At 58.1% G+C, this 23,780-nt stretch carries 22 protein-coding genes, 2 tRNA genes and 1 other RNA gene; 14 read left to right on the forward strand and 11 right to left on the reverse strand.

The window, feature by feature from the left end:
• The first annotated feature begins 458 nt into the window (after nt 1-458).
• On the forward strand, nt 459-866 hold the full coding sequence (locus D3791_RS15865) for a VOC family protein (RefSeq protein WP_246242197.1): 408 nt from the start codon (nt 459-461) through the stop codon (nt 864-866).
• A gap of 94 nt (nt 867-960) precedes the next feature.
• Here D3791_RS15865 and D3791_RS15870 read toward each other — a convergent pair whose 3' ends face one another.
• From D3791_RS15870 to D3791_RS15880, 3 genes are all read right to left on the reverse strand, one after another.
• Nucleotides 961-1,986: a COG1361 family protein gene (locus tag D3791_RS15870; protein WP_172512778.1), complete on the reverse strand. Its 1,026-nt coding sequence runs from the start codon at nt 1,984-1,986 to the stop codon at nt 961-963.
• Nucleotides 1,983-3,221 carry a sialidase family protein gene (locus tag D3791_RS15875; RefSeq protein WP_172512779.1) on the reverse strand — a complete coding sequence of 413 codons (1,239 nt, stop codon included), beginning with the start codon at nt 3,219-3,221 and terminating at the stop codon, nt 1,983-1,985. Before D3791_RS15875 ends, D3791_RS15870 begins: the two co-directional genes overlap by 4 nt.
• Before the next feature lie 136 nt (nt 3,222-3,357).
• Complete coding sequence (locus D3791_RS15880) at nt 3,358-4,137, reverse strand: YaaA family protein (RefSeq protein WP_061952223.1); 780 nt, start codon at nt 4,135-4,137, stop codon at nt 3,358-3,360.
• A gap of 156 nt (nt 4,138-4,293) precedes the next feature.
• On the opposite strand from D3791_RS15880, the gene rnpB reads away from it, so the two are divergent.
• The 3 genes from rnpB (at nt 4,294) to D3791_RS15895 (ending at nt 7,526) form a co-directional block, all read left to right on the forward strand.
• Nucleotides 4,294-4,648, forward strand: an RNA gene (rnpB, locus tag D3791_RS15885) — RNase P RNA component class A.
• Between the two features lie 198 nt (nt 4,649-4,846).
• Complete coding sequence (locus D3791_RS15890) at nt 4,847-6,304, forward strand: glyceraldehyde-3-phosphate dehydrogenase (RefSeq protein WP_172512780.1); 1,458 nt, start codon at nt 4,847-4,849, stop codon at nt 6,302-6,304.
• 175 nt (nt 6,305-6,479) lie between these two features.
• On the forward strand, nt 6,480-7,526 hold the full coding sequence (locus tag D3791_RS15895) for a winged helix DNA-binding domain-containing protein (protein ID WP_172512781.1): 1,047 nt from the start codon (nt 6,480-6,482) through the stop codon (nt 7,524-7,526).
• Between the two features lie 12 nt (nt 7,527-7,538).
• Here D3791_RS15895 and def read toward each other — a convergent pair whose 3' ends face one another.
• Nucleotides 7,539-8,111 carry a peptide deformylase gene (def, locus tag D3791_RS15900; RefSeq protein ID WP_022877083.1) on the reverse strand — a complete coding sequence of 191 codons (573 nt, stop codon included), beginning with the start codon at nt 8,109-8,111 and terminating at the stop codon, nt 7,539-7,541.
• Nucleotides 8,112-8,135: 24 nt separating this feature from the next.
• On the reverse strand, nt 8,136-9,284 hold the full coding sequence (locus D3791_RS15905) for an acyl-CoA dehydrogenase family protein (RefSeq protein WP_172512782.1): 1,149 nt from the start codon (nt 9,282-9,284) through the stop codon (nt 8,136-8,138).
• Between the two features lie 381 nt (nt 9,285-9,665).
• Here D3791_RS15905 and D3791_RS15910 point away from each other — a divergent pair, with 381 nt between their 5' ends.
• Nucleotides 9,666-10,169 (forward strand): DUF2306 domain-containing protein, encoded by a 504-nt coding sequence (locus tag D3791_RS15910; RefSeq protein ID WP_172512783.1) that lies wholly within the window; start codon nt 9,666-9,668, stop codon nt 10,167-10,169.
• An 86-nt stretch (nt 10,170-10,255) separates the two neighbouring features.
• On the opposite strand, the gene D3791_RS15915 is transcribed toward D3791_RS15910, so the two are convergent.
• The 3 genes from D3791_RS15915 to orn all read right to left on the reverse strand — a co-directional run bounded on the left by D3791_RS15915 (nt 10,256) and on the right by orn (nt 11,563).
• A tRNA-His gene (locus D3791_RS15915) sits at nt 10,256-10,331 on the reverse strand.
• Nucleotides 10,332-10,717: 386 nt separating this feature from the next.
• Nucleotides 10,718-10,793: transfer RNA gene (locus tag D3791_RS15920), tRNA-His, on the reverse strand.
• Nucleotides 10,794-10,954: 161 nt separating this feature from the next.
• Nucleotides 10,955-11,563 carry an oligoribonuclease gene (gene orn, locus D3791_RS15925; protein ID WP_172512784.1) on the reverse strand — a complete coding sequence of 203 codons (609 nt, stop codon included), beginning with the start codon at nt 11,561-11,563 and terminating at the stop codon, nt 10,955-10,957.
• Nucleotides 11,564-11,774: 211 nt separating this feature from the next.
• Between orn and mptB (D3791_RS15930) the strand changes: the two genes are divergently transcribed.
• The 7 genes from mptB (D3791_RS15930) to D3791_RS15960 all read left to right on the forward strand — a co-directional run bounded on the left by mptB (D3791_RS15930) (nt 11,775) and on the right by D3791_RS15960 (nt 20,310).
• Nucleotides 11,775-13,301: a polyprenol phosphomannose-dependent alpha 1,6 mannosyltransferase MptB gene (gene mptB, locus D3791_RS15930; protein ID WP_246242203.1), complete on the forward strand. Its 1,527-nt coding sequence runs from the start codon at nt 11,775-11,777 to the stop codon at nt 13,299-13,301.
• 8 nt (nt 13,302-13,309) lie between these two features.
• Nucleotides 13,310-14,815, forward strand: a complete 1,506-nt coding sequence (mptB, locus tag D3791_RS15935) for a polyprenol phosphomannose-dependent alpha 1,6 mannosyltransferase MptB (RefSeq protein WP_246242608.1) — start codon at nt 13,310-13,312, stop codon at nt 14,813-14,815.
• 57 nt (nt 14,816-14,872) lie between these two features.
• Nucleotides 14,873-15,991 carry a VanZ family protein gene (locus D3791_RS15940; protein ID WP_081638084.1) on the forward strand — a complete coding sequence of 373 codons (1,119 nt, stop codon included), beginning with the start codon at nt 14,873-14,875 and terminating at the stop codon, nt 15,989-15,991.
• 116 nt (nt 15,992-16,107) lie between these two features.
• On the forward strand, nt 16,108-16,887 hold the full coding sequence (locus tag D3791_RS15945) for a DUF2637 domain-containing protein (RefSeq protein ID WP_022875062.1): 780 nt from the start codon (nt 16,108-16,110) through the stop codon (nt 16,885-16,887).
• A gap of 85 nt (nt 16,888-16,972) precedes the next feature.
• The gene (locus tag D3791_RS15950) at nt 16,973-18,070 is read left to right on the forward strand and encodes a GTP pyrophosphokinase (protein ID WP_022875063.1); all 1,098 of its coding nucleotides are present in this window, start codon (nt 16,973-16,975) and stop codon (nt 18,068-18,070) included.
• 133 nt (nt 18,071-18,203) lie between these two features.
• Complete coding sequence (locus tag D3791_RS15955) at nt 18,204-19,805, forward strand: ABC-F family ATP-binding cassette domain-containing protein (protein WP_022875064.1); 1,602 nt, start codon at nt 18,204-18,206, stop codon at nt 19,803-19,805.
• Between the two features lie 67 nt (nt 19,806-19,872).
• Nucleotides 19,873-20,310 carry a hypothetical protein gene (locus tag D3791_RS15960; RefSeq protein ID WP_172512786.1) on the forward strand — a complete coding sequence of 146 codons (438 nt, stop codon included), beginning with the start codon at nt 19,873-19,875 and terminating at the stop codon, nt 20,308-20,310.
• A 21-nt stretch (nt 20,311-20,331) separates the two neighbouring features.
• Here the strand turns inward: D3791_RS15960 and D3791_RS15965 are convergent, their stop codons facing one another.
• Genes D3791_RS15965 through D3791_RS15975 form a run of 3 tightly spaced genes read right to left on the reverse strand, consistent with a single transcriptional unit; the run spans nt 20,332 to nt 21,920 of the window.
• Entirely contained in the window at nt 20,332-21,237 is a 906-nt protein-coding gene (locus D3791_RS15965; RefSeq protein ID WP_172512787.1) for an SURF1 family cytochrome oxidase biogenesis protein, read from the reverse strand.
• Nucleotides 21,238-21,483, reverse strand: coding sequence for a hypothetical protein (locus D3791_RS15970; RefSeq protein WP_022875067.1), 246 nt, complete (start codon nt 21,481-21,483; stop codon nt 21,238-21,240).
• Nucleotides 21,483-21,920 carry a DUF3099 domain-containing protein gene (locus D3791_RS15975; protein WP_022875068.1) on the reverse strand — a complete coding sequence of 146 codons (438 nt, stop codon included), beginning with the start codon at nt 21,918-21,920 and terminating at the stop codon, nt 21,483-21,485. Before D3791_RS15975 ends, D3791_RS15970 begins: the two co-directional genes overlap by 1 nt.
• A 175-nt stretch (nt 21,921-22,095) precedes the next feature.
• Here D3791_RS15975 and fabG point away from each other — a divergent pair, with 175 nt between their 5' ends.
• Nucleotides 22,096-22,818: a beta-ketoacyl-ACP reductase gene (fabG, locus tag D3791_RS15980; RefSeq protein WP_172512788.1), complete on the forward strand. Its 723-nt coding sequence runs from the start codon at nt 22,096-22,098 to the stop codon at nt 22,816-22,818.
• Between the two features lie 70 nt (nt 22,819-22,888).
• Nucleotides 22,889-23,638 carry an SDR family oxidoreductase gene (locus tag D3791_RS15985; protein ID WP_172512789.1) on the forward strand — a complete coding sequence of 250 codons (750 nt, stop codon included), beginning with the start codon at nt 22,889-22,891 and terminating at the stop codon, nt 23,636-23,638.
• The last annotated feature ends 142 nt before the right edge of the window (nt 23,639-23,780 follow it).

Genomic DNA, 23,780 nt, shown 5'->3' on the forward strand with positions numbered 1-23,780 from the left:
TATCTCTATTGGTAATGTCCAACGTCTAGAAACCCTTCCAGGTAACCCTGGGAGGGTTTCTTCGTGCCTGATGAACTGAGAACGCGCTTGTCCCGAAAAGTTGGTTGAAGATCACAGTTTTTATAACTTTCCTGCAACGGTTTGAATATTGATACTTAAACTGTCGGTACCTTGTGGTTAGCTGAAAATCTACGATTAACTTTCTATGGGGGAAACTTGCACGAGGTAGGACCGGAATTTGGGCGTACTGCGACTGGAGGATTTCAAGGATTTTGTCCTGAGTGTGGGGCGGTGAGCCAAGTCTTTACCGACGATTGGGCAGCGGAAGACTTTGAATACGCTCATCGCGCACTGCATGAAGATGGGTAACTCGAACCTAGAAAAAGGTTGGCCGCATTGTTTAGCAGATTGCCACTTTCACTGAAGTAGCATTATTGGTCACTGGAGCGTCTAGGTAGTTGGGCAAGGGAATGCTGCATCATTTGGAAATCTGGGTCGATGATCTTGAAGCAAGCAGGGGATCTCTCGGCTGGTTACTCGTTCGCCTGGGTTACGTAGTCCAGTCGGATTGGGCCGATGGAATCAGCTACCAGCATGACCGGCTATACATCGTTTTAGAGTCCGGTCCCGATGTCCGCCATCGACCGCACGATCGGCGTGCACCAGGGTTGAATCATTTGGCCTTTAGCCTGCCAAGCTCTCAAGACGTTGACGAAGTAGCTGCCGAGGCACTGAAACATGGATTCAATTTGATGTTCGCGGATAAGCATCCGCACGCCGGCGGGCCCGACCACTACGCCGCCTATTTGGAAGATCAATCGGGCTTTGAAGTGGAGCTCGTCGCATCGCGACCTGCAAAAATCTAGAAAATGACCACAGGCGGGACACGAGGGCTAATGCTGTTCATCTCTTGTCTGTGGTCATTCTCTTATTCGCGCGGTTCTGCGGTTACTGTCCTGGTCAACGGGAAGGCGCCGCCTTCACCTCTGACTGAATCGAATTCTCGCCGTTTCGCGCTGACGCCAGCTTGCCGAGACTTTGAACCTTTACTTCCGAAGCATCGAGGCTTGTTTTCAACCGTCGAACGGTTTTGCTCCGGGATTCGCCTGGTTCAAGTGCATCGAATTCGAACCCCGGTCCTTCTATATCACTGAGTCTCACGTTTCCGGTGTTAGTGACCGTTACTTCGTAGCTCATCCAGTCACCGGCCCGCTCCGAAGGGTTTGCCGCTGTTGCCACCTTGGCCGGCGAGGTTGCTTCAGCAGTGAAACTGGGCTGGCGATCTACGAGGTCAACTTCTTCGCCGGTAATCGTGTACTGATTCACGACAGTGTTATTGCCAATCCGTCCTATGGTCCAATGCGTCTGCGGGATGAAGTAGCCGTTGGCCAGATCTTGGCTGGTGACTTCATGGCGAGGGGTTGCACAGGTGTAGGCCGAGCCAGCGGGCAGGTTCGAGTATCGGCAATTTCCGGTCGGGCTCGGCTCGCCCACGGGATTGGCAGCAAAGGGCGCGAAGTTCCCTTCCGTGGGAACAATCCACTGGGCGATGTTGCCGATGCTGGTGACGCGGAAACTGTACGGGACCTTCTCCCCGACGGCATAGGGGTTTGTGGCCAAGTCGCGGCTTGTGTTCGTTCGTTGTCCGCTGACGGTAATGCCGGTAGTTTCCTTGCCGGAGATTTGGGCGGAGACAGTGGCTTGGGACGTTTTCCCGTTGCTGCTAGTGAACTGCAGCTGCAGCGTCTGTTTGCCATAGGCGGTGGAAGATATCGTCAGGGGGACCTTGATTGTGGTGCTGGCGCCGGCGGCGAGGTTGCCAACTTGCTGTGGTGCGGCGCTAAATAAGGTCGAGGTTCCCACCGAGACGCTGCCGGAAATGGCTTTGCTTCTTGATTGGTAATGGTGACCGGCAGTTCGATTGTTGTTGCCGGATCCGCCGTGAAACTTGATGCTTCCATCGGTGCACAGACGTAGTTCAATCAAGATTCATCAAAGGTGGCAAGCTGCATGGAGTCCGTGTAATTGCCCTCGTAGAACACGCCGAATTTTCCATTGTCGAGGGTGTCGGCTACCGAATATGCTGAGAACCCGCGACGGATGGTCCGCAGTCCAGGCCAGGTCTTGCCATCGTCGCACGATACGCGAGCTGAAACGTTTGCTCTGGAGGTTTGTGAATTTGCGCCGGTGTACAGCAATTTTCTAGCCCGGGCGCTGTTGGCGGCTGCTTCCGGGAACATTTGCGTGATGTGGGCATTATTCGTCGGGTCAGGCAAGTTCTTGTCTTGGGTAACAGCAGAGTAGCTGTGCCCGCCATCGCTGGAAATCGCAACCTTTCGGTAGCCTCCGCCCGCGTTGTCGCGGGAGTTGAGCAGGAGTCGTCCGTCTGAGAGTTCGACTACTTTGTTCTCGTCCATGGCTGATCCAGTGAATTCACCGCGCTGCCATGTTGCGCCGTGATCATCCGAATACACCGAAAATGCCTGGATAACGCGGGAGCCATCGGATTGCATGACGTCGCCGGCGTATTGCTGAACGAGGCGCCCGGCGTACTGGCCTCGGGTGATCTGGATTCCCTGGCCGGATGTGGCGAAAGTTGATCGCACAGCGCCTGGCACTGCGCTGTCGCCGGGTTTGACGACGTCGGTGATCAGGCGGGGCTTGCTCCAAGTCGCTCCATCGTCGGAGGACTCGACCACAGCTGCGCTGAGCACCTGCCGGTTGGTGTCATCTTTGCCCCACGTGCTGCCGCCGAAGCCCTGGTCTTTTGAATAAACGAAGAAAGCAAAGGTCTTTCCGCTTTCGTCATCAACAACATAGCTGGGGTCGGAGTAGCCGTATTTTCCTTGGTCCGCGGTTCCGGTAAAGCCGGCGGCGACGGTGGTGACAGGGCCCCATGTGACTCCGTTGTCGTTGCTCTTTCGCTGGACGATGCTGTTGGGATTTGGGGCATCACCCGCGCTGCCGGGGCGGCCATCCCAGGCAGCCCGGACCACGCCGTTGCCCAGATGCGCCAAGGCGGGTATCCGGTAGAAGAAGTTTTGAGTGGTGCGGTCGGTGCCGAGATTGATTTCACGGAATGTACCGGGAGGCGTGGCGGGATCGGCTTCTTCGAGGGTGGTGGCCATGGCGCTTGTTGCGCTGATGGCTGGTATTGCCAGGCTCAGTGCTAGTGGTGTGGCCAGGATTCGTTTGTGCTCGTGCCGAGAACGACTTCGCATGGGCTGGTTCCTTGCAGGGTTGAGTTCCTGGAAAGTGGAAGGACGTATACGTGAAGCCTGCGTGAATTGGATCACTATCGGAAGAGGTGGTTTCTTCTTTTTCGCCGGCTCCGGATACTAATGCGGAGCAGTCGAGCTATTTCGCCGTCGTGAACTGATGGTCTGCGGGCAGCAGGATATTTAAGGCTCGGCCTTTTTTGTCTTCAATGAGACTTGCTTCCCACTTGGTCTGAATAAGTTGAAGCAACTCATCCGGGGTCGCTGGTTCTATGTCTTGCTGCACGAGGAAGCGAGCCACTTCTCCGCGGGTGTGCTTGGCGAAATGCGAGACGACTTTTGGAACACCATTGCGCAACTGGAAGACGTTGACGGCAACACTGTTGCCATTGCTTGGCTTGTAGGCGGCGGCATATGTGCTTGATCGCGCGTCAACGATCAACTGGTCGGATGCCGCTTCATCAAGAACGGGGGTAAGCCGTTTTTTCCACCACGAGGCGAGCTTGCCCAGGGGTTCCAATTTCACCGACATCGACAAGCGGTATGGGGGAATGCGATCGCCGAAGCGCACCGCTCCCCACAGTGCGGAAATCACCACAATGCTTTCATCGGCTCGTTGTTGTTCCTTAGGCGACAGCGAGGAATACCCCAATGCTTCAAAGAGGACTCCCGAGTAGATGTCGTGGGCCTTTGCGGCTGGCTCGGTGTGCAGATTGATATTCCGTGCCACTTCGTTGGCTAGTGAAGCGCCAACGCCCAGCAGGTCCATGGCGTCCTTGCGACCGGAAACTTCGGTTAATGCTTCGATCACCTGGTGGCGTTCGCCGGTAAGTTGCGAAAACGACAGGTCGGCAAGGTCGAAGGGGGAGCCTTCGGCGTGAGCGGTTTTGCCTTCGGAAGGCGGCAACAAAATAAGCACGTCTTCCAGCTTATCCGAGGTCGGCGATCAAGCGTTGTTGATGAAATCTCGCATGACGTGCCCATTTGGCCAAGAATGAATCGAGTGAATCTGTGGCGAAGGGCTCGCAGTGCATGTCGGGTGAGGCAAACTGGCGGGGCTAGAATGGTTAACGAATGGGATGGCCAGACGGTCGCGTGGCAAGTAATTGCCCCGAGGAACGTCCGGGCTCCACAGAACAGGGTGGTGGGTAACGCCCACTCGGGGTAACCCGCAGGCTAGTGCCACAGAAAATAGACCGCCAGGCTTCCTGGTAAGGGTGAAACGGTGGTGTAAGAGACCACCAGCATCACGGGTGACCGGGATGGCTAGGTAAACCCCACTCGGAGCAAGGTCAGACAGACTGCGTTATGAGGGCTGTTCGCCCCATGCAGTCGGGTGGACCGCTAGAGGCTGCCGGCAACGACAGTCGTAGATAGATGACCGTCCCGCTTCGGCGCGACAAAACCCGGCGTATCGGCCATCCCATTCATTTCCTTCCACCGCTCAGGTGAGATGTTTCACAGTTCTTCGTGCTCTGAATTTTTCTGCGCCGTTTAGAATGGAAAGCGTACTTAGTACTTACGAGGATGATCCTGTAGACCTCGTACCACCGCAAAAGCAATGGTGCTTCCCACGGTGCCAACCGACTTTATGGATCTGCGAGTCGGCTGAATTGGAAGGATTTTCTGTGACCCAGCAGTCTGTCGTTGCCCAGCAAGAATGGAGCGGGCGCGAAGAGCTCGCCGAGGCCATGATTCCACTGATCGGACGCTTGTACCGCAAGAACAACGTGGTGCCCTCCGTATATGGCCGCAAGCTGATCAACCAGTCCGCCATCGACATCATCAAGGCGCACCGCGTAGTGCGCCGCATTGATGGCGAAGAGCTAAGCCTGAAGGCGACCAAAGCAATTCTCGACGAGATCGAGGCGCTCAATGTTGGATCGGTGTCCGTTGACCTCGGCCGTTTGAACAAGAAGTTCAAGGATTCCGGCTCGGTTGACCTGAACGCATTCCTCAGCAACGAACTCGGCGAAAAAGTCGGCCAGGCCGGTGCCACCGACGCAGAGCCAAAGGACGTCGTCCTCTACGGCTTCGGCCGCATTGGCCGTCTGCTAGCCCGCATCCTCATCGAGCGTGGCGGCTACGGCTTGCGCCTGCGCGCCATCGTGGTTCGCAAGGGCTCGGATGATGACATCGTCAAGCGCGCTTCGCTGTTGCGCCGCGACTCCGTGCACGGCCGCTTCGAAGGCTCGATCACTGTCGACGAGGAAAACAACACCATCCTCGCCAACGGCACCTTGATCAAGGTCATCTACTCGAACGACCCAGCTACCGTTGATTACACCCAGCACGGCATCGACAACGCTATCGTCGTTGACAACACCGGCCGCTGGCGCGATGAAGCTGGCCTCTCCCAGCACTTGCAGGCCAAGGGCGTAGCCCGCGTGCTGCTGACCGCACCGGGCAAGGGCGACCTGAAGAACATCGTTCACGGCATCAATGATTCCTGGATCACCGCCGAAGACAAGATCGTGACCGCCGCTTCATGCACCACCAACGCGATCACCCCGGTGCTCAAGGCTCTGAACGACAAGTTCGGCGTCAGCCACGGCCACGTCGAGACCGTTCACTCGTTCACCAACGACCAGAACCTCATCGACAACTTCCACAAGGGAGAGCGTCGCGGCCGCGCTGCGGCTTTGAACATGGTCATCACCGAAACCGGTGCCGCCAAGGCGGTCGCCAAGGCTTTGCCAGAGTTCGAAGGCAAGCTAACCGGCAATGCCATCCGCGTACCAACCCCGGATGTTTCCATGGCGATCTTGAACCTCAACCTTGAGAACGAGACCACCAAGGAAGAACTGAACGCCTACCTGCGCGAAACCTCGTTGACCTCGAACCTGCACAAGCAGATCGACTACATCGATTCGCCAGAGGTTGTTTCCACCGACTTCGTCGGCTCGCGCCGCGCCGGCATTGTTGACGGACTGGCCACCATCGTTTCCGGCAAGAACGCCGTTGTCTACGTCTGGTACGACAATGAGTTCGGCTACTCCTGCCAGGTTGTCCGCGTGATCGAAACGATCGCCGGAACCCACCCGGTAGCAGTTCCAGCCGTCAAGGCTGAGGCTGTCACCGTCTAAGGCTTAAGCACCTGAACTTCGGGACCATGCCCGCGCAAACCGCGCTGGTGCATGGTCCCGAAGTCGTTAACCGCGCCGCGGCCAACGCTGCGGGGCAATCGCGGCAAAACTGAAGGCACAGGTGCGGGCCAAGCTGTTACCCTCTGAAGAGCAGGCGGTGTCGGAAGGCGGAAACGTGGATCGCGAAAGATTGCTCTCGGCTCGAATGGCCAGCCAGTTGTTGTCCGCGCCAGCTAGCACCGTGCAGGAAGCCGCGGGGCACTTGCTGGCTACCCAATCCCAGGACTTCATTGCCGGGAGATACACGCTCGCCCAGCGCGTGCATCCGATGCCGCCACGGGAGCAGGTTAATCAACTCTTTAACGAGGGTTTGCTCGTGCGCTCGTGGACCATGCGAGGAACCCTGCACATCTGCTTGCCGCAAGACGCACAATGGCTGGTGCAGACGTCCAAGGAGCGAACCTTGAGATCAATGGCTGCCAGGCATCGGGAACTGCAGATTGATCCAGAAGTAATTGAGAAGTCCGCCGCGATTATCCAGTCACACCTGTCAGCGGTTGGAAGGAGCAGCAGGCCCGAGCTCTTTGATCAGCTAGAGCAGCAGGGGATCGGCACGCGTAATCAACGAGGCGTGCACCTGTTGCTCGCCCTGGTCCAGCAGGGCTTGATATGCCTGGGGCCGATACCGCAGACGGCAAAACTGACTGCCCAAGATTTTGTGCTTGTCGAACAGTGGATCAGCGAGCATCACGTTCCGGATAATCCAATCCAGGAATTGCTCTCGCGCTATCTCGGCTCGCATGGGCCAGCCACGCTCCGTGACGCCGCCTGGTATGCGGGCCAGACCCTCACCGTCATCCGCAAGGCCGCCGCTGACATTGAACCAGAACTCATCAGCGTCGATACAGATGAACGCGGCGAAGACCTGTATGTGGTTCAAGGATCAGCCGCACACCAGGTGTCTGAGTCATCAGCAAAGATCGACCTTCCCACACGCCTGCTTGGCCCCTTTGACGAGTATTACTTGTCATGGGCCGATCGAAGCTTGGTGGCTGATCCTTCCATGCAAAACCGGATTACCCCCGGCAAGAATGGCATGTTCAACGCCTTCTGGCTGGAATGCGGCAGGGCATCAAGTCTCTGGGATGCAAATGTAGCGCCGACCGATTCACTCGGTGCGGCGCTACATCAGCGGTATATGGACTTCAGGAATGCCAACTAGGCAGTTCGAAAGCTAGTGCCCAAAAGGATCCTCATCGGTGCCAGGCAGCCAGGTATTGCCCGGTACGCCCCAGCCCAGTGCCTTCTTGGCTTTCTTCCAGCGCTTATCCCAGCGCGGCTGCAGCTTATCGACATACAGGAACCCATCCAGGTGGTCGTATTCGTGCTGCATGACGCGAGCGAACCAATCGTGGGCTTCGAAGGAGATCGGGTTGCCGAACTCATCAAAACCTTCCACCTTCGCGTACTCGGCACGCTTCAGAGGGTAGTTCAGCCCGGGGACGGACAAGCAGCCTTCCGATTCCTCGTCAACGTCGGCAGGCGCCTGCGAAACCTTGGAGAGAGTCAGCTTGGGGTTGATGACGACGCCACGTTCAGGCGCAGTGTCCTGGTCAGCGTAGACATACGTGAACAGACGTAGACCGATGCCAACCTGCGGAGCGGCCAGTCCCACGCCATGAGCTTCATCCATGGTCACATGCATATCTGCAACGAGCTGGCGAAGTTCATCATTGAACTCGGTGACTTCTACCGCGCGGCGATGTAGAACTGGTTCTCCGTAAACTGTGATCTGCCGGATTGGCACGTGATCAGGTCCTTTCAAAAGTGCTTAAAGTGCTCGTCCAATAGTTTCACGCATGATCTCACTTGTGCCACCAAAAATGGTCAATAAGCGTGCCGCGGTGAATGATTGAGCGATCGGGTACTCCATGATGTACCCGTAGCCTCCATGGATCTGCAGCGCCTTGTCCGAAAGCTCTTTTGCGCTCTCACTTGCCCAAAGCTTCACTTCAGCGGCCTCATGGGCGTCCAGTTCGCCATTATTGAAGGCGAGAACCGCCTGATCCACAAAAGTCTGAGTGACATGGGACTCAGTCTTCAAATTAGCCAGCTCGAACCGCGTGTTCTGATACTGGGTCAAGGCCTGGCCAAAGGTTGAGCGGTTCTTCGCATGCTCCAATGCCTGGTCGAACGACGCCGTGCCAATAGCCGCTGCCGCGACGGCAATAGCCAAGCGCGCCTGGGGCAACTGCTCCTTGACATAGCGCAGACCCTGTCCGACCTCGCCGATGCGATCCGCATCGGAGACGCGAACCTCATCAAAGAACAGTTCAGCGGTATCCGAAGCGCGCAAGCCCATCTTGTCGAAGGGATTGCCATTGGTATAACCCTCGGAACGCTCCACCATGAACAGGGAGAACGAAGACTCCGTGGCTCGACCGCTCTCCGCGTCTGTGCGGGCAAGAACCACTGCGGCATCGCCAAAGGCGCCATTACCGATGAAGGTCTTCTGGCCGCTCAGCAGCCAATCCTCGCCATCGCGAACCGCCTTGGTTCGTACCGCGCGTAGATCGGAACCGGCGCCTGGCTCGGTGAATGCGCAGGAAGTGATCGTCGATCCATCAACCATGCGGGGTAGCCACTTGGCCTTGAGTTCATCGGAACCATAAGCCAGCAGGTAGGGGAGTACCAGGTCGTCATGCAGGTGGAAGGCCAGGGCAACAGCTAGGTGCCCGGCGCGAACGAATTCCTCATCAAGCACCACGCGGAAACGGTAGTCATCGATCCCCATGCCACCGAATTCCTCAGGAACGGCTAGGCCTAGAAGGCCGTTCTCGCCGGCAGACTGCCATACCTCGCGTGGAATCTGGTGGTCCTTCTCCCACTGGGCGTATTTTCCAGAGACTTCACGGGTATTGAACTCCGTAGCCAACTCACGGAACTGCTCGTGGTCCTCTTCAAAAAGCGCGCGTTTCACAGGGGGAGTACCTTTCATCGGGTAGGGCACAGGCGAGCAACACAGAGACTTGCCAAAGTACAAGTTCCATTATGGTTGTTCACGCGAAATCATGCCTACTTGAATCGCAAACCCGCGTCTCAAGTCCCAAAATAACGCCAGATGTCTCGAAAAACACAGGGATATCCCCAAAAACGAAGCGCATTCGAACATAAGTTCGAAACTCCCGTGCAAGCTCCCGAAATATGACTTAACGAGCTTGATCGTGCCCTGTGGTTGCCGTGACTTCTTCGCATTCAATCCAAGACGCGCTTGCTCCGGTGCAGCGCTCGCCGATGGTTTTCGGCACGTAGGGGCCGATCGAGGGTGCGGGCCGAGGGAGATCGGATCTACAGTGGTGGCATGGGGAACTTCGTTATTGCCGTTCATGCGATTTCAGCAAGTCTCGTGATCCTCTTGGCGCCAGTGAATATTCTTCGACGTCGCAAGGACTTGCGGCATCGCGCCCTGGGTCGAACCTGGGTGATCTCAATGTACTTCGCCTGCGTCAGTGGAATGTTCATCTATACGATCAGCGGCGGATTTACGATCTTCCATGCGTTGGCGATCTTCACGTTCGCCACTACCACCCTGGGCGTGCTTAGCATTCGCCGGGGGAATGTCCCCGGACATGTCGGAAACATGGTCGGTTCATGGATCGGGGCAATCGTCGCCGGCGTTTTCGCGGCCCTCGCGCCTGGTCGCATCATTCCGACGCTGGCTATCGAAGATCCGATGTTGCTCTGGGGGTCAGTCGGATGCGTAATTGTCCTAGCAACTGTCTGGGTTTTGTACGTCTTGTTGGCGCTGGGAAAAGAAGCTGGGGCACAGGCTACGCGTGATGGAGAATCGCCTCGTGTTCCGTGAGGGAATCCTGAGGATACTATTCTTTGAGGTGGTGATGCGCAAAAGGCCCGATTTACAACCGAAATTGTAAATCGAGCCTTTTGATTTGGGGTGAGTAACGGGGTTTGAACCCGCGACCTTCTGGACCACAACCAGACGCTCTACCGACTGAGCTATACCCACCATGTTCACTTCGATACTAGTCAGAAGCCGTAGTGGCGAATCCTTTGTATCGGGCAACGAGAAATACTATACACGTAATTGTGCGTTGAATACCAATCCAGGGCGGCGGAAAAGGTCGTATGTGACCAGTGGCTCAATTATGGGTTTGTTTTAGCGTCGGCTTTACCTGTCGGTGACCAATTTGGTGCCTGATTGAATCGATGTGGAACACTTGCGTTGAATGTCCACTTCGGTCTGGTTTCTTGACTAGATCGTTTTCCGAGTTGCTGTGGCTTCGAATGATCGTGTGGACCTAATCCGCTGTTGTTCATTTTTGATCGGTTGGTCGCGGCAAAAACAAAGAAGACCTGATCCGTAACCGGGGTTTTGGATCAAGTCTTCTTACTTGGGGTGAGTAACGGGGTTTGAACCCGCGACCTTCTGGACCACAACCAGACGCTCTACCGACTGAGCTATACCCACCATGTTCACTTCGATACTAGTCAGATCCTCTTTGAGAGGCGAATCAGTATCTGGCAACGAGAAATACTATACACATAACTCTCGGCCTGACGCCAATTGGCAACCCCTGGGATGATGTGCAGTGCATCACCTGCGTCCCAGGGGCTGAAAAGTGGCTGGAATTAGTCGTTCGGCGCGATCCTGGATGCGATCTCGCGAGCTTCTTCGCTGCTCGGGCCTGGAGCGGGAACCATGATCGATTCGCGGTAGTAGCGAAGTTCGTTGATGGAATCCTGGATATCGCCCAGTGCCCTGTGATTGCCAGTTTTCGTCGGAGCTGCGTAGTGGGCCTTGGGATACCAGCGGCGGCTGAGTTCCTTTAGCGTCGAGACATCAATGATCCTGTAGTGCAGGTGCTCGACGACTTCCGGCATGTCGCGAGCCAGGAAGTTCTTGTCGGTACCTACCGAGTTGCCGCCCAGAAGCGCCTTCTTGGGCTCTGGGACATGCTTTTTGATGTAGTCCATGACCAGGCGCTGCGCCTCGTCCATGGCGATGCCTTTTTCTAGCTCGGGGAGCAGGCCGCTGACCGTATGCATATTGCGTACGAAGTCGTTCATCTGCGCCAAGGCCGCTGGCTCTGGCTTGATGACTACCTGGATTCCCTCGTCGACGATCTCCAATTCCGAATCGGTGATCAGCACGGCAACTTCGATCAGCGCGTCATCAACCAGATCAAGACCGGTCATTTCGCAGTCGATCCATACAATTTTTTCTGAATTACTAGCCACGTATCTAATCTACACGCGCCCGGCGGCTGTGGGGCAGCGCACGGCGTGATTGCCCGCTCAGAAACGGTGTCCTGCCCCGGTTGTTTGGTGGTGTGATGCTAAAATCGACAGAGATTTCTGGCCGTTGAATCACCCGTTCGCATGGGGAATCCCGATGCGACGTTGGCCAAGTTTTTCCGACCTTTAGTCCGCTACAGCACGAGGTGTCAGTGTGTCAGCCAGCAACGTAGAAGCAGTGCGCTCCCAGCCGGACGCTGGAGTGAATAGGACGCTGCTCAGCGGCGTTATTGGTGCTTCGCTGATACTTTTCGGCTCCTTCGGCACTGGCTGGTTGGCTAGCGTCTCGCCGCTGAACCGCGATCCGTTCTTCATCATGCTCCGCACCGAACCAGCCGGCGTCATCACCTGCGTCATCCTGCTGGCCATCGGGTGCTGGGTGCTGTTTCGCTCATGGTGGCGGCTGGGCCAGAAGCTGAGCGCATGGGGCGAAGGAGCCCTCAAGATCGTTCGGCGTGCAGTCTGGCTATGGAGCATTCCGATGTTCGTCGCCCTGCCGATCATGAGCCGTGACGTCTTCGCATACATCGGCCAGGGACGCTTGGTGGATGCCGGGCAGGATCCTTATGTCGACGGTATTTCCAGCTTGAATAACTGGTTCCAGCTCGGTGCAGACACCATGTGGGCCCAGGATGGAACACCGTATGGCCCGCTGTTCCTGTCCATCGAGTACCTGGTGGTCAATGTTGTCGGCGGTTCGACCGACGCCGCAATTCTTGTCTTCAGGGCAATCGCCTTCATCGGCGTCTTGCTTTGCCTGCACTTCGTGCCGAAGCTTGCCGAGCTGCATTCAGTTCCGGGAGCGAAGGCCACCTGGATGACCGTGGCGAACCCGCTGTTCCTGGTCAACTTCGTCGCAAGCGCGCACAACGATGCGCTGATGACCGGCCTGTCGGTTTGGGCGGTATACCTTGCCTGCAAGCGCCACGGCTTCTGGGCCATAGTCGTGTTGGCAGCCTCTATTGGCGTCAAGCCAATTACCCTGGTCCTCTTGCCATTTATCGGCCTGCTGTGGGCCGGGCCCGAAGCCAACTGGCCACGCCGCATTCTCTACTGGTTCTACTCCGGCATGATCTTCCTGGCCCTCATGACCGTGGTCGGGTGGCTCAATGGCTACTGGTTCGGCTGGCTGGAAGTCATGCTCAACTACACTGGCGCAGGATTCTCGATTTTCGCCCCGCTGGGCTTGATGACCGTGGCGATCTCAAGTATTTTCCATTCCTTCGGACTGGAATCGGATTCAGTGCTCTCGGTCATCAAGACTGCCGGTCGACTGATCGGCGTGGTTATGGCGATTGTGCTGATGTTCCGCGGCAAGTACTCCCATCTTGTCCAGCGCATGGCTATCGCGTTCTCGGCGATCGTAGTCCTCTCGCCGGTCATCCAGCCTTGGTACCTGCTGTGGCTGCTGCCTTTCTTCGCGGTCACCGGCTTGCGGGATGATTGGCAAATGCTGTGGCTTCACCTGACCACGATCTTCTTCCTCGCTTATCAGGCAGCCGACCAGATCTTCGTCTGGCAGTTCCTCCAGGAGTCATTGGTTCCCCGTGTCCAGATGATTTCCTGGGGCATCTCCATCGCCTGCGCGATCTATCTGGTGTTCTTCGATCCCAAGACCAAGTCCATCTGCCCGGATCTTCTCAGCTCCACGAACTGGCTGAAGAAGTCGAAGAAGGCCTAGTGGCCGTGATGGACATCAGCCGGAAACTACTGGGGGAGAGTCTGCCCTCACTGGGGTGGCAGGGCTTCGCCGCCTCCGCGATGATCACCGTGGCTTCCTGGGGGATTGGCTGGTTCCCGCGCAACCAGCTCTCGCCCCTGGCCCGCAGCGGATTCTTCATTGAATTCCGCACCGACGTCAGCGGCGTCATCACCTGCATCATCTTGATGGCCCTGGGCATGGTCTGGCTGACCCGGACCTGGATTGTCACCAGGCCACGGGTGCAGGTGGCCACCGGAATCACCCACCGGGAACTGGGACGGCTGTTCGGAATGTGGTCGGCGCCCTTGATGTTCAGCTTCCCGATTCTCAGCCGTGACGTGTACTCCTACCTTGCACAGGGCCGAATGCTGCACGCAGACAAATCACCATACTTGGAAGGCATCTCAGCGTTGCCGGGATGGTTTGACGGCGGCTCTGACGGGCTCTGGGCTCAATCGCCTTCACCCTACGGCCCTTTCTTTCTGGTCCTGGCCCGCTTCATCTTCTTCATTTCCAATGGCATTCCGGAAATCGGTGTGGGTCTGCTGCGAATTGTCGCGGTGCTTGGTGTCCTCGGCTGTTTCCACTTCACCGCGAAACTTGCACAGAAAATGGGTCAAAACCCCAACTGGGCTAACTGGGCAATCGTCGGCAACCCGCTATTCCTCTTAACCATGATCGGTGGCGTTCACAACGACGCACTGATGATCGCGGGAGTGTTCTCCGCGTTTGCCTACGCTTATGACCGCCGTCCTGCGGCAGCTACCCTTTCCTTGGCCATTGCTGTTTCGGTGAAGCCCATCGTCCTGCTCGTACTTCCATTCATCGGCCTGGTCATTCTCGACAAGAATCCGTCCAAGCGTGCCCGCTGGGCAGTATGGGCCAAGGTCTTCGTCTTGTCGCTGATCTGGCTTGGCATCATCGGTGCCGTAACAAACCTTTGGTTTGGCTGGCTGCCAGCAATGTTCACCGCTGGCGATGCAGCGTTCCCGTACGCGCCAGTGGGTCTGATCGGGTGGAGCGTCAGCAATCTGGCAGGGATGCTGGGTGGAGACATCGCGTTTGTCAACGGGCTAGTGGTGACACTCTTCCAGTTGCTGGGTTTGGTCATTGTTGCCCGACTGGCGCTGGCTAAAAACATCTCGAATCCCGTGCGTTTGGCAGCCTGGTCGCTCTCGGCCGCTGTGCTGCTGGCCCCGATTATCCAGCCGTGGTACATCCTGTGGCTCATCGCATTGTTCGCGATATCGCACCGAGTCTCCTGGTCATCGGAAAAATTGATGATCTATGTCTCCAGCCTGATCCTGGTGGCAGTTTTTGTTGACCAGCTCTCCATCGAACAGTGGCACTCAACATGGATGATGCGCACCTTCGCCGGGGTGCTCGTGGTACTGCTATTCGCCGGCCTCTTCCGTTTTGATGCGAAGACCCGGAGGATTCTGGCCGGCCCGGTGGGACCGCTGGGCATGGCGCACCCGGTTAAGAAGAAATAGCCAAGATCACATCATCGGGCACAGGATCCTCTGCGCACCGTCGGCTTAGATAGAACCATGCAAACGATGATTTGGCCTGCGGCCATAGCCGTGCTCGGCGCGGCCTTATTTCTCGGCGCGGCCGGCATCTTCCTGCTGGCGGTGCAGTACCGGCGCCATGGGCGGCTTTCCTGGCGCCGCACCATCACCACAGCCACCGCGGCGATCTACGGGTTCGGGCTGTTCAGCTACACCATGCTGCCGTTGCCGGAAACCCGCGAAGCGGCGTGCTTCACCGGGCTGGGAATCACCCAGACCGACCCGGGTCACTTCCTGTATGACTTCAGGGCGAGCATTGCCGAACTCGGTCTACGCGGATTCGCAACTAGCTTCGTTTTATGGCAAGTGCTGTTCAACATCATCTTGTTCATGCCACTGGGAATCCTGGCCGTGCGGTGGCTGCGTGGCAACATCTTCACCGGCATGGTGCTGGGCTTCGCAGCCTCCCTCACCATTGAATTGACCCAGTACACCGGCATCTGGGGACTGTACAACTGCGCCTATCGCGTCGCCGATGTCGATGACCTGATCATGAACACCGGTGGCGCATTCATCGGTGCCGTATTCGCTTATCTTCCGATCTTCGGTTTCCTCACCGGTCCCAAGGAAGGCGATGCCCGCTACGCGGCGCCCCGCAGGGTCACACGATCCCGCCGCGCGCTGGCCAACGTATTCGATGCAGCGATCACCACCGGCGCCGTCTTTGCAATCACTGGCACGCTGTCATTGATCGAAAGGCTCGGCGGGCCAGCCACCAATGAACGCTTGATGAACTTCTGGATCCCCTTGGTGGTCGTGTTCTTCGTCTTCGTGCTCCCCAGCCTCAGCCCGGGACGCGCGACACTCGGACAGCGCTGCGCCTGGCTCATCGTGACTGATGGCGGCACTAATCGCGCATCGGCAGGGCGAGCGCTATCGCGCAGCATCATAGGATTCGGCGGGATCACCTTCCTGTTCCAGATTTCCACCAGCTTGACGGAAGTCAGCCCCTATCCGGTACTGAACATGCTGGTCACTGCCTATATCGCGGTAAGCGCGGTCTTTTTCCTCTCCGATGGGCACCAGCAGGGACTCGCGGGAAAGGCCACCGGCACCGGGTTCATTGATCGCCGGGCCATATCAATCCGCGAGCATTAGCACCAGTCAATTGGGGCTAAAATAGACACTGGTGGCTTTTGACCAGTGCGTTGGGGTCATCACACTCGCCTTCGACGACATATCCGAATACTGAGAAGTTAGGTCTGCCCAGCAGCATGGAAGAAAAAAACCCTGAGGTCCCGAACGAACCGCACAATGCAGTCCTAGGTACCGCCGTTGGCGCAACGGTCCTGATTGCCGTTGGCGCATTCGTGCTCTCTTTCGCCGCACTGACCGACTTGGCAGAACGCTCGGGCATCAGCCCGCGCCTGGCATGGATCTGGCCAATCATCATCGACGGCATGATCGTGGCCGCCACCGTGGCCATTGTTGCCTTGAACGGCTTTAGCCGCAAGGCCATGATCTACCCATGGTCCCTGCTGTTCTTCGGCGCGATCGTATCGACCGCAGCGAACTCCACGCACGCCATCTTGACCGTGGATTCCATCGAAAACGGCGTTCCAGCGCTGGTTTCAGCATTGGTCGCAGCCATGCCGCCAATCGTCCTTTTGGCCATTACCCACTTGACCGTGCACATGTACCAGAAGAAGTCCTGGGCCGCGAAAATCCACGCAGACCTTGCCTATGACGAAGAGCAGGAAAATGCCCAGAAGTACGGCGTGGCCTATGACGATGGCTACAACGCCGCGTTGACCGATGCCCAGACCGCTGAAGACGAGCGCATGGCTGCCTTGGCCCAGGAACACCAGGATGCCCTGGCTCGTGCCCGCGCCGAGGGCATCGCCAGCGCACGCGCTGATGCCAAGGTCACCCCGATCAAGCAGAACACCCAGGCTGCAAAGAACGCTGCCCAGCCTAAGGCCGAGCAGTCGAAGCCAACCGAAGACAAAGCTCCACTGTATGACGATCTGGCCAAGAGCCTGAACCGTCCATAAGGTTCGTCGATTATCAACCCGGTCGGAACAACACGGAGCACAAGGACTGTAGAACAACGCGCAGAGCAGCAACGAGGAGGCAGCTATGACGGAATCCCAGCATGAGCCAAAGAACGACGAGTTCTCTGAGCACATCGAGTACTCCGTTGAACAGTACAAGTCTGTCACCGGCGAGCTGAATACCGTCATGTCTGCCATGAAGGCAAAGATCCGCAGGCTCTTTGCCCAAAGTGAAGTCCAGCCCTTGTTCATCACCGGCCGGGTCAAGTCCCCGCAATCCTTCCGCGCGAAGGCATCGCGCCGATTGCAGGAAACGACCGAGAGCGCTCCGGTGCTCGAATTCCCCAATCCGCTGCGCGAAATCCACGACATGGTCGGCATCCGCATCATCGTGATGCTGCCGCATGAAATCCAGCAGGTGGCAAGCCTGATCAAATCCCACCGAGACTCCTTCGACTGCCGCAGCGACCGCGAGAAGGACATCGGATCGGTGGAATCGGGAACCTACGGGTACTCGTCGAGGCACCTGCTGCTCAAGACCCGCAGCGAACCGACCGTGCGGAAGTTCCAGGAAGCGCTGGGAAAGCCCGTGGTTGCCAGCGGGAACTTCGTATTCGAAGTCCAGATCCGCACGGTGCTGCAACACGCGTGGAGCGAGATGGAACACGACATCCGCTTCAAGCATCCCGGCGAGGCCGCATGGAATCCCCAGATCGACCGCCACTTCACGGCAACCGCTGCCATGCTGGAAACGGTAGAAGACTACTTCACCGACATTGACGAGCTGTACCACCGCCTCAACGGGTACCACGACGAAAAAGGCGCCGGTGCTGAGCCGTTGTCGGGCGAGAAAATCGGCGAAATCTGGCAAACCCTGCTCCCGCACGTTGATCGCAAGCGCGACGATGACTGGTCCTGGGCATCAGAGCTGCTCGATGCGCACGAGATCAACCAAACCTGGCAGCTGGCCCAGCTTCTGGATGCCAACGTTGTCACCGATGTGCGTGCCGCGTTGGATCACCGCTATTCGCCGGGCCCGGACCGCCTGCTGGATGATGTGCTGCTATGGCGTTTCGGCAAGGAGCACATCGACAAAACCAGCGGTGGAGACCTTCGCCGTGAAGGCTCGCTGCGCCGACGCCTGATCCAGATGAAGGACTATCGTTCCCAACTGGGGCAGTAGAAAGCCACAAGTCGGAGCTGGACTGTTAGTTTATGCACTTTCCTCCAGCGCACAGGGCTTTGGCCGGTAGACTAGTTAAGTTGCCCAATTATTGGGCCAAGATTTTTCTCACCGCGTGAAAGGGCCACACCATATGATTTCCGTAGCCAACCTTGAGCTACGCGTCGGCGCCCGCTTGCTGATGGACGAAGTGAACTTCCGCATCGACAAGGGCGACAAGATCGGACTGGTGGGGCGAAACGGCGCCGGCAAAACCACGATGACCAAGGTCCTCGCTGGCGAGACCCAGCCAACCGCTGGCGAAGTCGTCCACAAGGGCTCCATCGGCTACCTGCCGCAGGACCCGAAGACCCCGAATATGGAGCAGCTGGCCCGCGACCGCATTCTCGGCGCCCGTGGCCTCGATGTCGTTGTGGGCAATCTCGCCAAGAACCGCGAAGAGATGGCCAGCGAAGATCCAGCGGTTTCGGCCAAGGCCATGCGCCGCTATGACCGGCTGGAAGCCGAGTTCATCGCCGCCGGCGGCTACGCTGCCGAGTCTGAAGCCGCAGCCATTTGCGCCAACCTGGATTTGCCTGATCGCATTCTCGACCAGCCGCTGCGCACCCTCTCTGGTGGCCAGCGCCGTCGTGTGGAGCTGGCCCGCATCCTCTACTCGGACGCGGAAACCCTGCTGCTTGACGAGCCGACCAACCACTTGGACGTCGACTCGATCAACTGGCTGCGCGACTTCATCAAGAACTACCCAGGCGGCGTGCTGATGATCAGCCACGACACCGGGCTGATGGAAGAGACCGTCAACAAGGTCCTGAATCTGGACGCCAACCGCGGCGTGGTTGATGTCTACAACATGAACTGGAAGCGCTACAAGGTCCAGCGCGAGACCGACGAGCGTGCCCGCAAGCGCGAACGCGCCAACATCGAGAAGAAGGCTTCGGTCCTGCTCACCCAGGCCAACCGCATGAAGGCCCGTGCTTCCGGCGCGTCGGCTGCGCAGTCCATGCTCAAGCGTGTTGACCGCATGCTCTCGGGGCTGCAGGAAGAGCGTGCCTCCGACAAGGTCGCGGCCTTGCGATTCCCGGATCCGGCTCCTTGCGGCAAGACTCCTTTGATGGCCGAGGGGCTGTCGAAGGCCTATGGTTCGCTGGAAATCTTCAACGATGTCTCGCTGGCCATTGACCGAGGCTCCAAGGTCGTCATCCTGGGCCTGAACGGCGCGGGTAAAACCACCTTGCTGCGCATGCTCGCCGGTGTCGCCGAACCTGATACCGGAAAGATCGTTCCCGGCCATGGGCTGAAGATCGGCTACTTCGCCCAGGAACACGACACCCTGGATCCTGAAGCCACGGTGCTGGAGAATATGCGCCGCAATGCGCCAGACCACCTCAACGACGCTGATGTGCGCTCCATCCTTGGTTCGTTCCTCTTTGTCGGCGACGACGTGTCCAAGCCTGCCGGGGTGCTCTCCGGTGGTGAGAAGACCCGCCTTGCTTTGGCGACGATCGTGGCCTCCAGCGCCAACGTTCTGCTGCTTGATGAGCCGACCAACAACCTGGACCCGGCATCCCGCGCCGAGGTGCTCGGTGCGCTGTCCACCTTCCCGGGTGCCGTGGTGATGGTCAGCCACGATGAGGGCGCCGTGATGTCCTTGAAGCCCGAGCGTGTGGTCATCCTGCCTGATGGCGACGAAGACCTGTTCAGCGAGGATTACCTGGAACTGGTATCCCTGACCTAGGCCTAACGGCTTGACGCGAAATCTCGTAGGCTTGGCATAACACCGTCAGAAGGGGTTGTGCCAAGCCATGAGTGTATCTGGGGCAAGAATCAAAATACTCGCCGCCGGGCTCCTGCTCGGAACGCTCCTTGCCGCCGGGTGCGCGCGGCTAACTCCGGATGAGGTCAATGCCCAATGGAGCTTGATAGATTCCTCCGCGGTGACAGAAGAGAGCACCAGCCTGGATCTTGGTGTCATGCGCATTGCCTGCGGTTCGGGCATCACCGGGGAGATTACCGGAACCCACGTGGCATACTCAGCCGAGGACATCACCATCGGACTGGTGGTCGAAGAACTGGATGGTGAGGCGCAGACCTGCCAGTCCAATGAGACGGTGCCGTATACCATCAAGCTTGATGAACCCGTCGGGAATCGATCGCTCACAGATGCTTCGTGCACCGAGGCAGAGCAAGAGCAGGGCACAACGCCAGCGTGCGAACACGATGGCATCCGCTGGGCGCCGTGATCAACAGCTGGCAGAGCAGGGCTAGCGCGAGTCGCTAGGGGACTGGGGAGTGTCATCGAGCATTGCGTCCTCGATGGCTTCATCGGTCAGGGATCCGTCGCGGCGGAACTTCTTTTCCTGCTTCGCGCGCACCTTGCGCACCTTGTGCACCGGTTCGTCGAAGCCCAGGGCCTTGGCTTCAGCCAGTTCGGCGGCATCCTCTGCGTTCAGCTTCTTCTGCTGGCGAGCGGCATACCAGAAGCCAACAAAGGCAAGGACACCGAAGGCGTACCACTGGAACTCATAGGACAGGTGTGGTCCTTCATCCATGTCCGGCGCGTCCAAAGGCTGGGGCGCTGAGGCTGGAGCAGGACTTTCCTGGTACATGATGCCGTACGCGCCTTGGGCGATGTCGTAATCCACCTGTTGCGCATAGTCTTCCAGCTGGATTGAAGCGATCTGTCCCTCGGGAGCACCTCGGTCCAAGCGGACTTCACCGGGCTTCAAGCGAGCGAGCACCGTGACATTGCCCGACGGGGGAGCCGGCACCGTGTCAGGGTGTCCGTTCTCTTCGTCTCCGATGGGAAGGTAACCGCGGTCAATGATGACTACCTCGCCCTGCGTGGTTCTGAAAGGAACGAGGACCTCGTAGCCCGGACGTCCAGCCTTGATGCGGTTTCTCGCGATGCGGGTGTCGTCGCTCAGGTAGGTGCCGGTGAGCTTCACGGTCATCCACGTCTTCTCTTCGGGAAGCATCTTGAACTTGTCCAGAGCCTGTGCTCCAGAAACGGGGTCGGCGAAGTAGTTGCGGTTAACGCGTTCAATCCCGGTCAGGGCCTGTTCCCTGCGGTTGGCCTGCCAATTGCCCAGGCTCACGCAGGCGGTAGCGAAGATGGCAACCAGTACCAGCCAGCCCACCCAACGGGTGCTTGCTAGGAATCGATACATTTACTTGGCGCCTCCGGTAGCTTCTGGCAAGGGCAAGGTTTCCCGGTGCAACAGGCGCTCCTTGAGATAGGACTCCAGCCATTCCAGATGTTCGGGGCAAGCCAGCCAGATCTTGCGCCGCTCGGGGGTGTGGATTTTCGGGTTGTTCCATAGCAGTTGGTGCTCGGCACGGTTGCGGCACCCCTTGCGTGAGCACTGTACTTCGGCGCTGGCCTGCGGTTGTCCCAGCGAACCTAATAAATCCACTAGTCCTCCTTGGATGGGTTGCTGTGTGGCTCTACGAAGGTGCCGTCGATGATGTCGGCCTCGTCTTCTGATGGCTCGCTGCGAGTCGGCGGGGCAGGCAGCTGCTCGGGCTCCGCTGCCTTGTAGAACTCTGCAGGCGGTTCTCGCTTGGTCAGGTCTGCGCCACCGTTGGCGACAACCACCGCGATATACGGGAGGACAACGGCGCCGGCGATGAATACCCAGCGCAGCCAGCCGTCGAAGAAGAAGGCCAGAATGAAGCAGATCATGCGGATGGTCATCGAAATCGTGTATTTGCGCACACGGCTATCGCGTTCAGAAGTATGTGATTCACGCGCTTCGGTGATGCGGTGGACTTCCGGTTCACGAGAATCGTGATTCGTGGGCTCAAATGGCATGTAGATGACTTCGCTTTGCTGTACGGAAACTAGTCCCATTGTCTCACTTGTGGCACTCAGAGTGTAATTTCTACGCGCTGTCGAAGCGGTAAAACTGGGCAGTAACTAATAGGATTGATCACGGAGAAGCTACTTAACTAGGCAAAGTGCGTGACGCGAGGCCTCAGTCACATGAATTGTTGTGCCTGCGCTTACGCATGAATGGAGAAATACATTGACTACGGAACCAACCACAGGCCGCAGCGTCCTCGTGACCGGCGGCAATCGCGGCATCGGACTTGCCATTGCTCGCGCCTTTGAGGCCAACGGAGACAAGGTAGCCGTCACCTACCGCAGCGGCGAGGTTCCCGCCGGGCTGCTTGGTGTTAAGGCAGATGTCACCGACAGCGCCTCCATCGATGAGGCTTTCAAAGAGGTCGAGGCAGCCCACGGCCCGGTAGAAGTATTGGTCGCCAACGCCGGCGTCACCAAGGACACCTTGCTCCTTCGCATGAGCGAAGACGACTTCACCTCGGTCATCGATACCAACCTCACCGGGGCATTCCGAGTCATCAAGCGCGCCTCGAAGGGCATGCTGCGCCTCAAGCGCGGCCGTGTCGTCCTGATCTCTTCGGTGGTCGGCCTCTATGGCTCCCCAGGACAGATCAACTACGCAGCATCCAAGTCCGGACTGGTTGGCATTGCCCGCTCGCTGACTCGCGAGCTCGGTTCACGCGGCATCACCGCCAACGTCGTGGCCCCCGGCTTTATCAATACCGAGATGACTGCTGTCCTGCCGGAAGAAACCCAGAAGGGCTACCTGGCCAGCATCCCGGCGAACCGCTTCGCCGAGCCGGAAGAGGTTGCCAACGTTGTTCGCTGGGTAGCCAGCGACGAAGCCGCCTACATCTCCGGGGCCGTGATCCCGGTTGACGGCGGCCTGGGCATGGGCCACTAAAGAGCTTTCTGGCAGCGCATAGCGCTGCATGAGATTAAATTTTCCCTAAGATCCAAGGAGAACATTCGAGATGACTGAATTCAAAGGCGCCGTAGTTACCGGTTCCTCGCGCGGCATTGGCGCAGTAACCGCACAGCTTCTGGCTGAGCAGGGTATCGGCGTTGTAGTCAACTACCGCGCCAAGGCGCCACGCGCCAACAAGATCGTTGCCGCTATTGAGGAAAAGGGCGGCAAGGCTGTCGCCGTCGGCGCCGACCTCACGACCCCAGAGGGCCCAGTAGCCCTCGTGGACGCAGCAGTTGAGAACTTCGGCTCGCTCGACGTCGTGGTGCTGAACGCTTCGGGCGGCATGGAAACCTCGATGGGGGAGAACTACGCTCTCCGCCTGAACCGTGACGCCCAGGTAGCCATGCTAGAAGCGGCTTTGCCAAAAATGAGCGAAGGTGGACGCGTCGTTTTCGTCACCAGCCACCAGGCACACTTCATCAACGATGTGTCCACCATGGACGCCTATGACGCAGTAGCGAAGTCCAAGCGTGCCGGCGAAGACGCGTTGCGCGAAATGATCCCGCAGCTGACCGAAAAGAACATCAGCTTCGTTGTCGTCTCAGGCGACATGATCGAGGGCACCATCACCGCTACCTTGCTCAACCGCATGGAGCCAGGAGCCATCGACGCCCGCCGCGAAGCAGCAGGCAAGCTGTACTCCGTCGAAGAATTCGGTGCTGAAGTCGCCAAGATGGTTTTCGCTGACGTCGAGACCGGCCACACCGAACTGGTTGGCGGCGCAGGAGACTTCCTGAAGCAGGCTGGCAAATAATCCAGGCTGATTGCCCCGGGTTATTTCAACAGCTGGTGCCCGGTCCCTGCATGGGGCCGGGCACCAGCTAGTTTTCCTGGCCATTAAAGAACTATGCCGGAGATCCCCAAAGGAGGATCTCCGGCATTTTTCAGTGGTCAGC

It is taken from the genome of Glutamicibacter mishrai (genome assembly GCF_012221945.1).
Taxonomy (GTDB): domain Bacteria; phylum Actinomycetota; class Actinomycetes; order Actinomycetales; family Micrococcaceae; genus Glutamicibacter; species Glutamicibacter mishrai.

Excerpts from the sequence above, each read along its gene's own strand:
- D3791_RS15975 (WP_022875068.1), bottom strand. The coding sequence starts at position 21,920 with ATGGGACTAGTTTCCGTACAGCAAAGCGAAGTCATCTACATGCCATTT.
- D3791_RS15955 (WP_022875064.1), top strand. The coding sequence starts at position 18,204 with ATGATTTCCGTAGCCAACCTTGAGCTACGCGTCGGCGCCCGCTTGCTG.
- mptB (WP_246242608.1), top strand. The coding sequence starts at position 13,310 with ATGGACATCAGCCGGAAACTACTGGGGGAGAGTCTGCCCTCACTGGGG.
- D3791_RS15965 (WP_172512787.1), bottom strand. The coding sequence starts at position 21,237 with ATGTATCGATTCCTAGCAAGCACCCGTTGGGTGGGCTGGCTGGTACTG.
- D3791_RS15875 (WP_172512779.1), bottom strand. The coding sequence starts at position 3,221 with ATGCGAAGTCGTTCTCGGCACGAGCACAAACGAATCCTGGCCACACCA.
- D3791_RS15910 (WP_172512783.1), top strand. The coding sequence starts at position 9,666 with ATGGGGAACTTCGTTATTGCCGTTCATGCGATTTCAGCAAGTCTCGTG.
- D3791_RS15945 (WP_022875062.1), top strand. The coding sequence starts at position 16,108 with ATGGAAGAAAAAAACCCTGAGGTCCCGAACGAACCGCACAATGCAGTC.
- D3791_RS15960 (WP_172512786.1), top strand. The coding sequence starts at position 19,873 with ATGAGTGTATCTGGGGCAAGAATCAAAATACTCGCCGCCGGGCTCCTG.
- D3791_RS15950 (WP_022875063.1), top strand. The coding sequence starts at position 16,973 with ATGACGGAATCCCAGCATGAGCCAAAGAACGACGAGTTCTCTGAGCAC.
- D3791_RS15940 (WP_081638084.1), top strand. The coding sequence starts at position 14,873 with ATGCAAACGATGATTTGGCCTGCGGCCATAGCCGTGCTCGGCGCGGCC.
- D3791_RS15985 (WP_172512789.1), top strand. The coding sequence starts at position 22,889 with ATGACTGAATTCAAAGGCGCCGTAGTTACCGGTTCCTCGCGCGGCATT.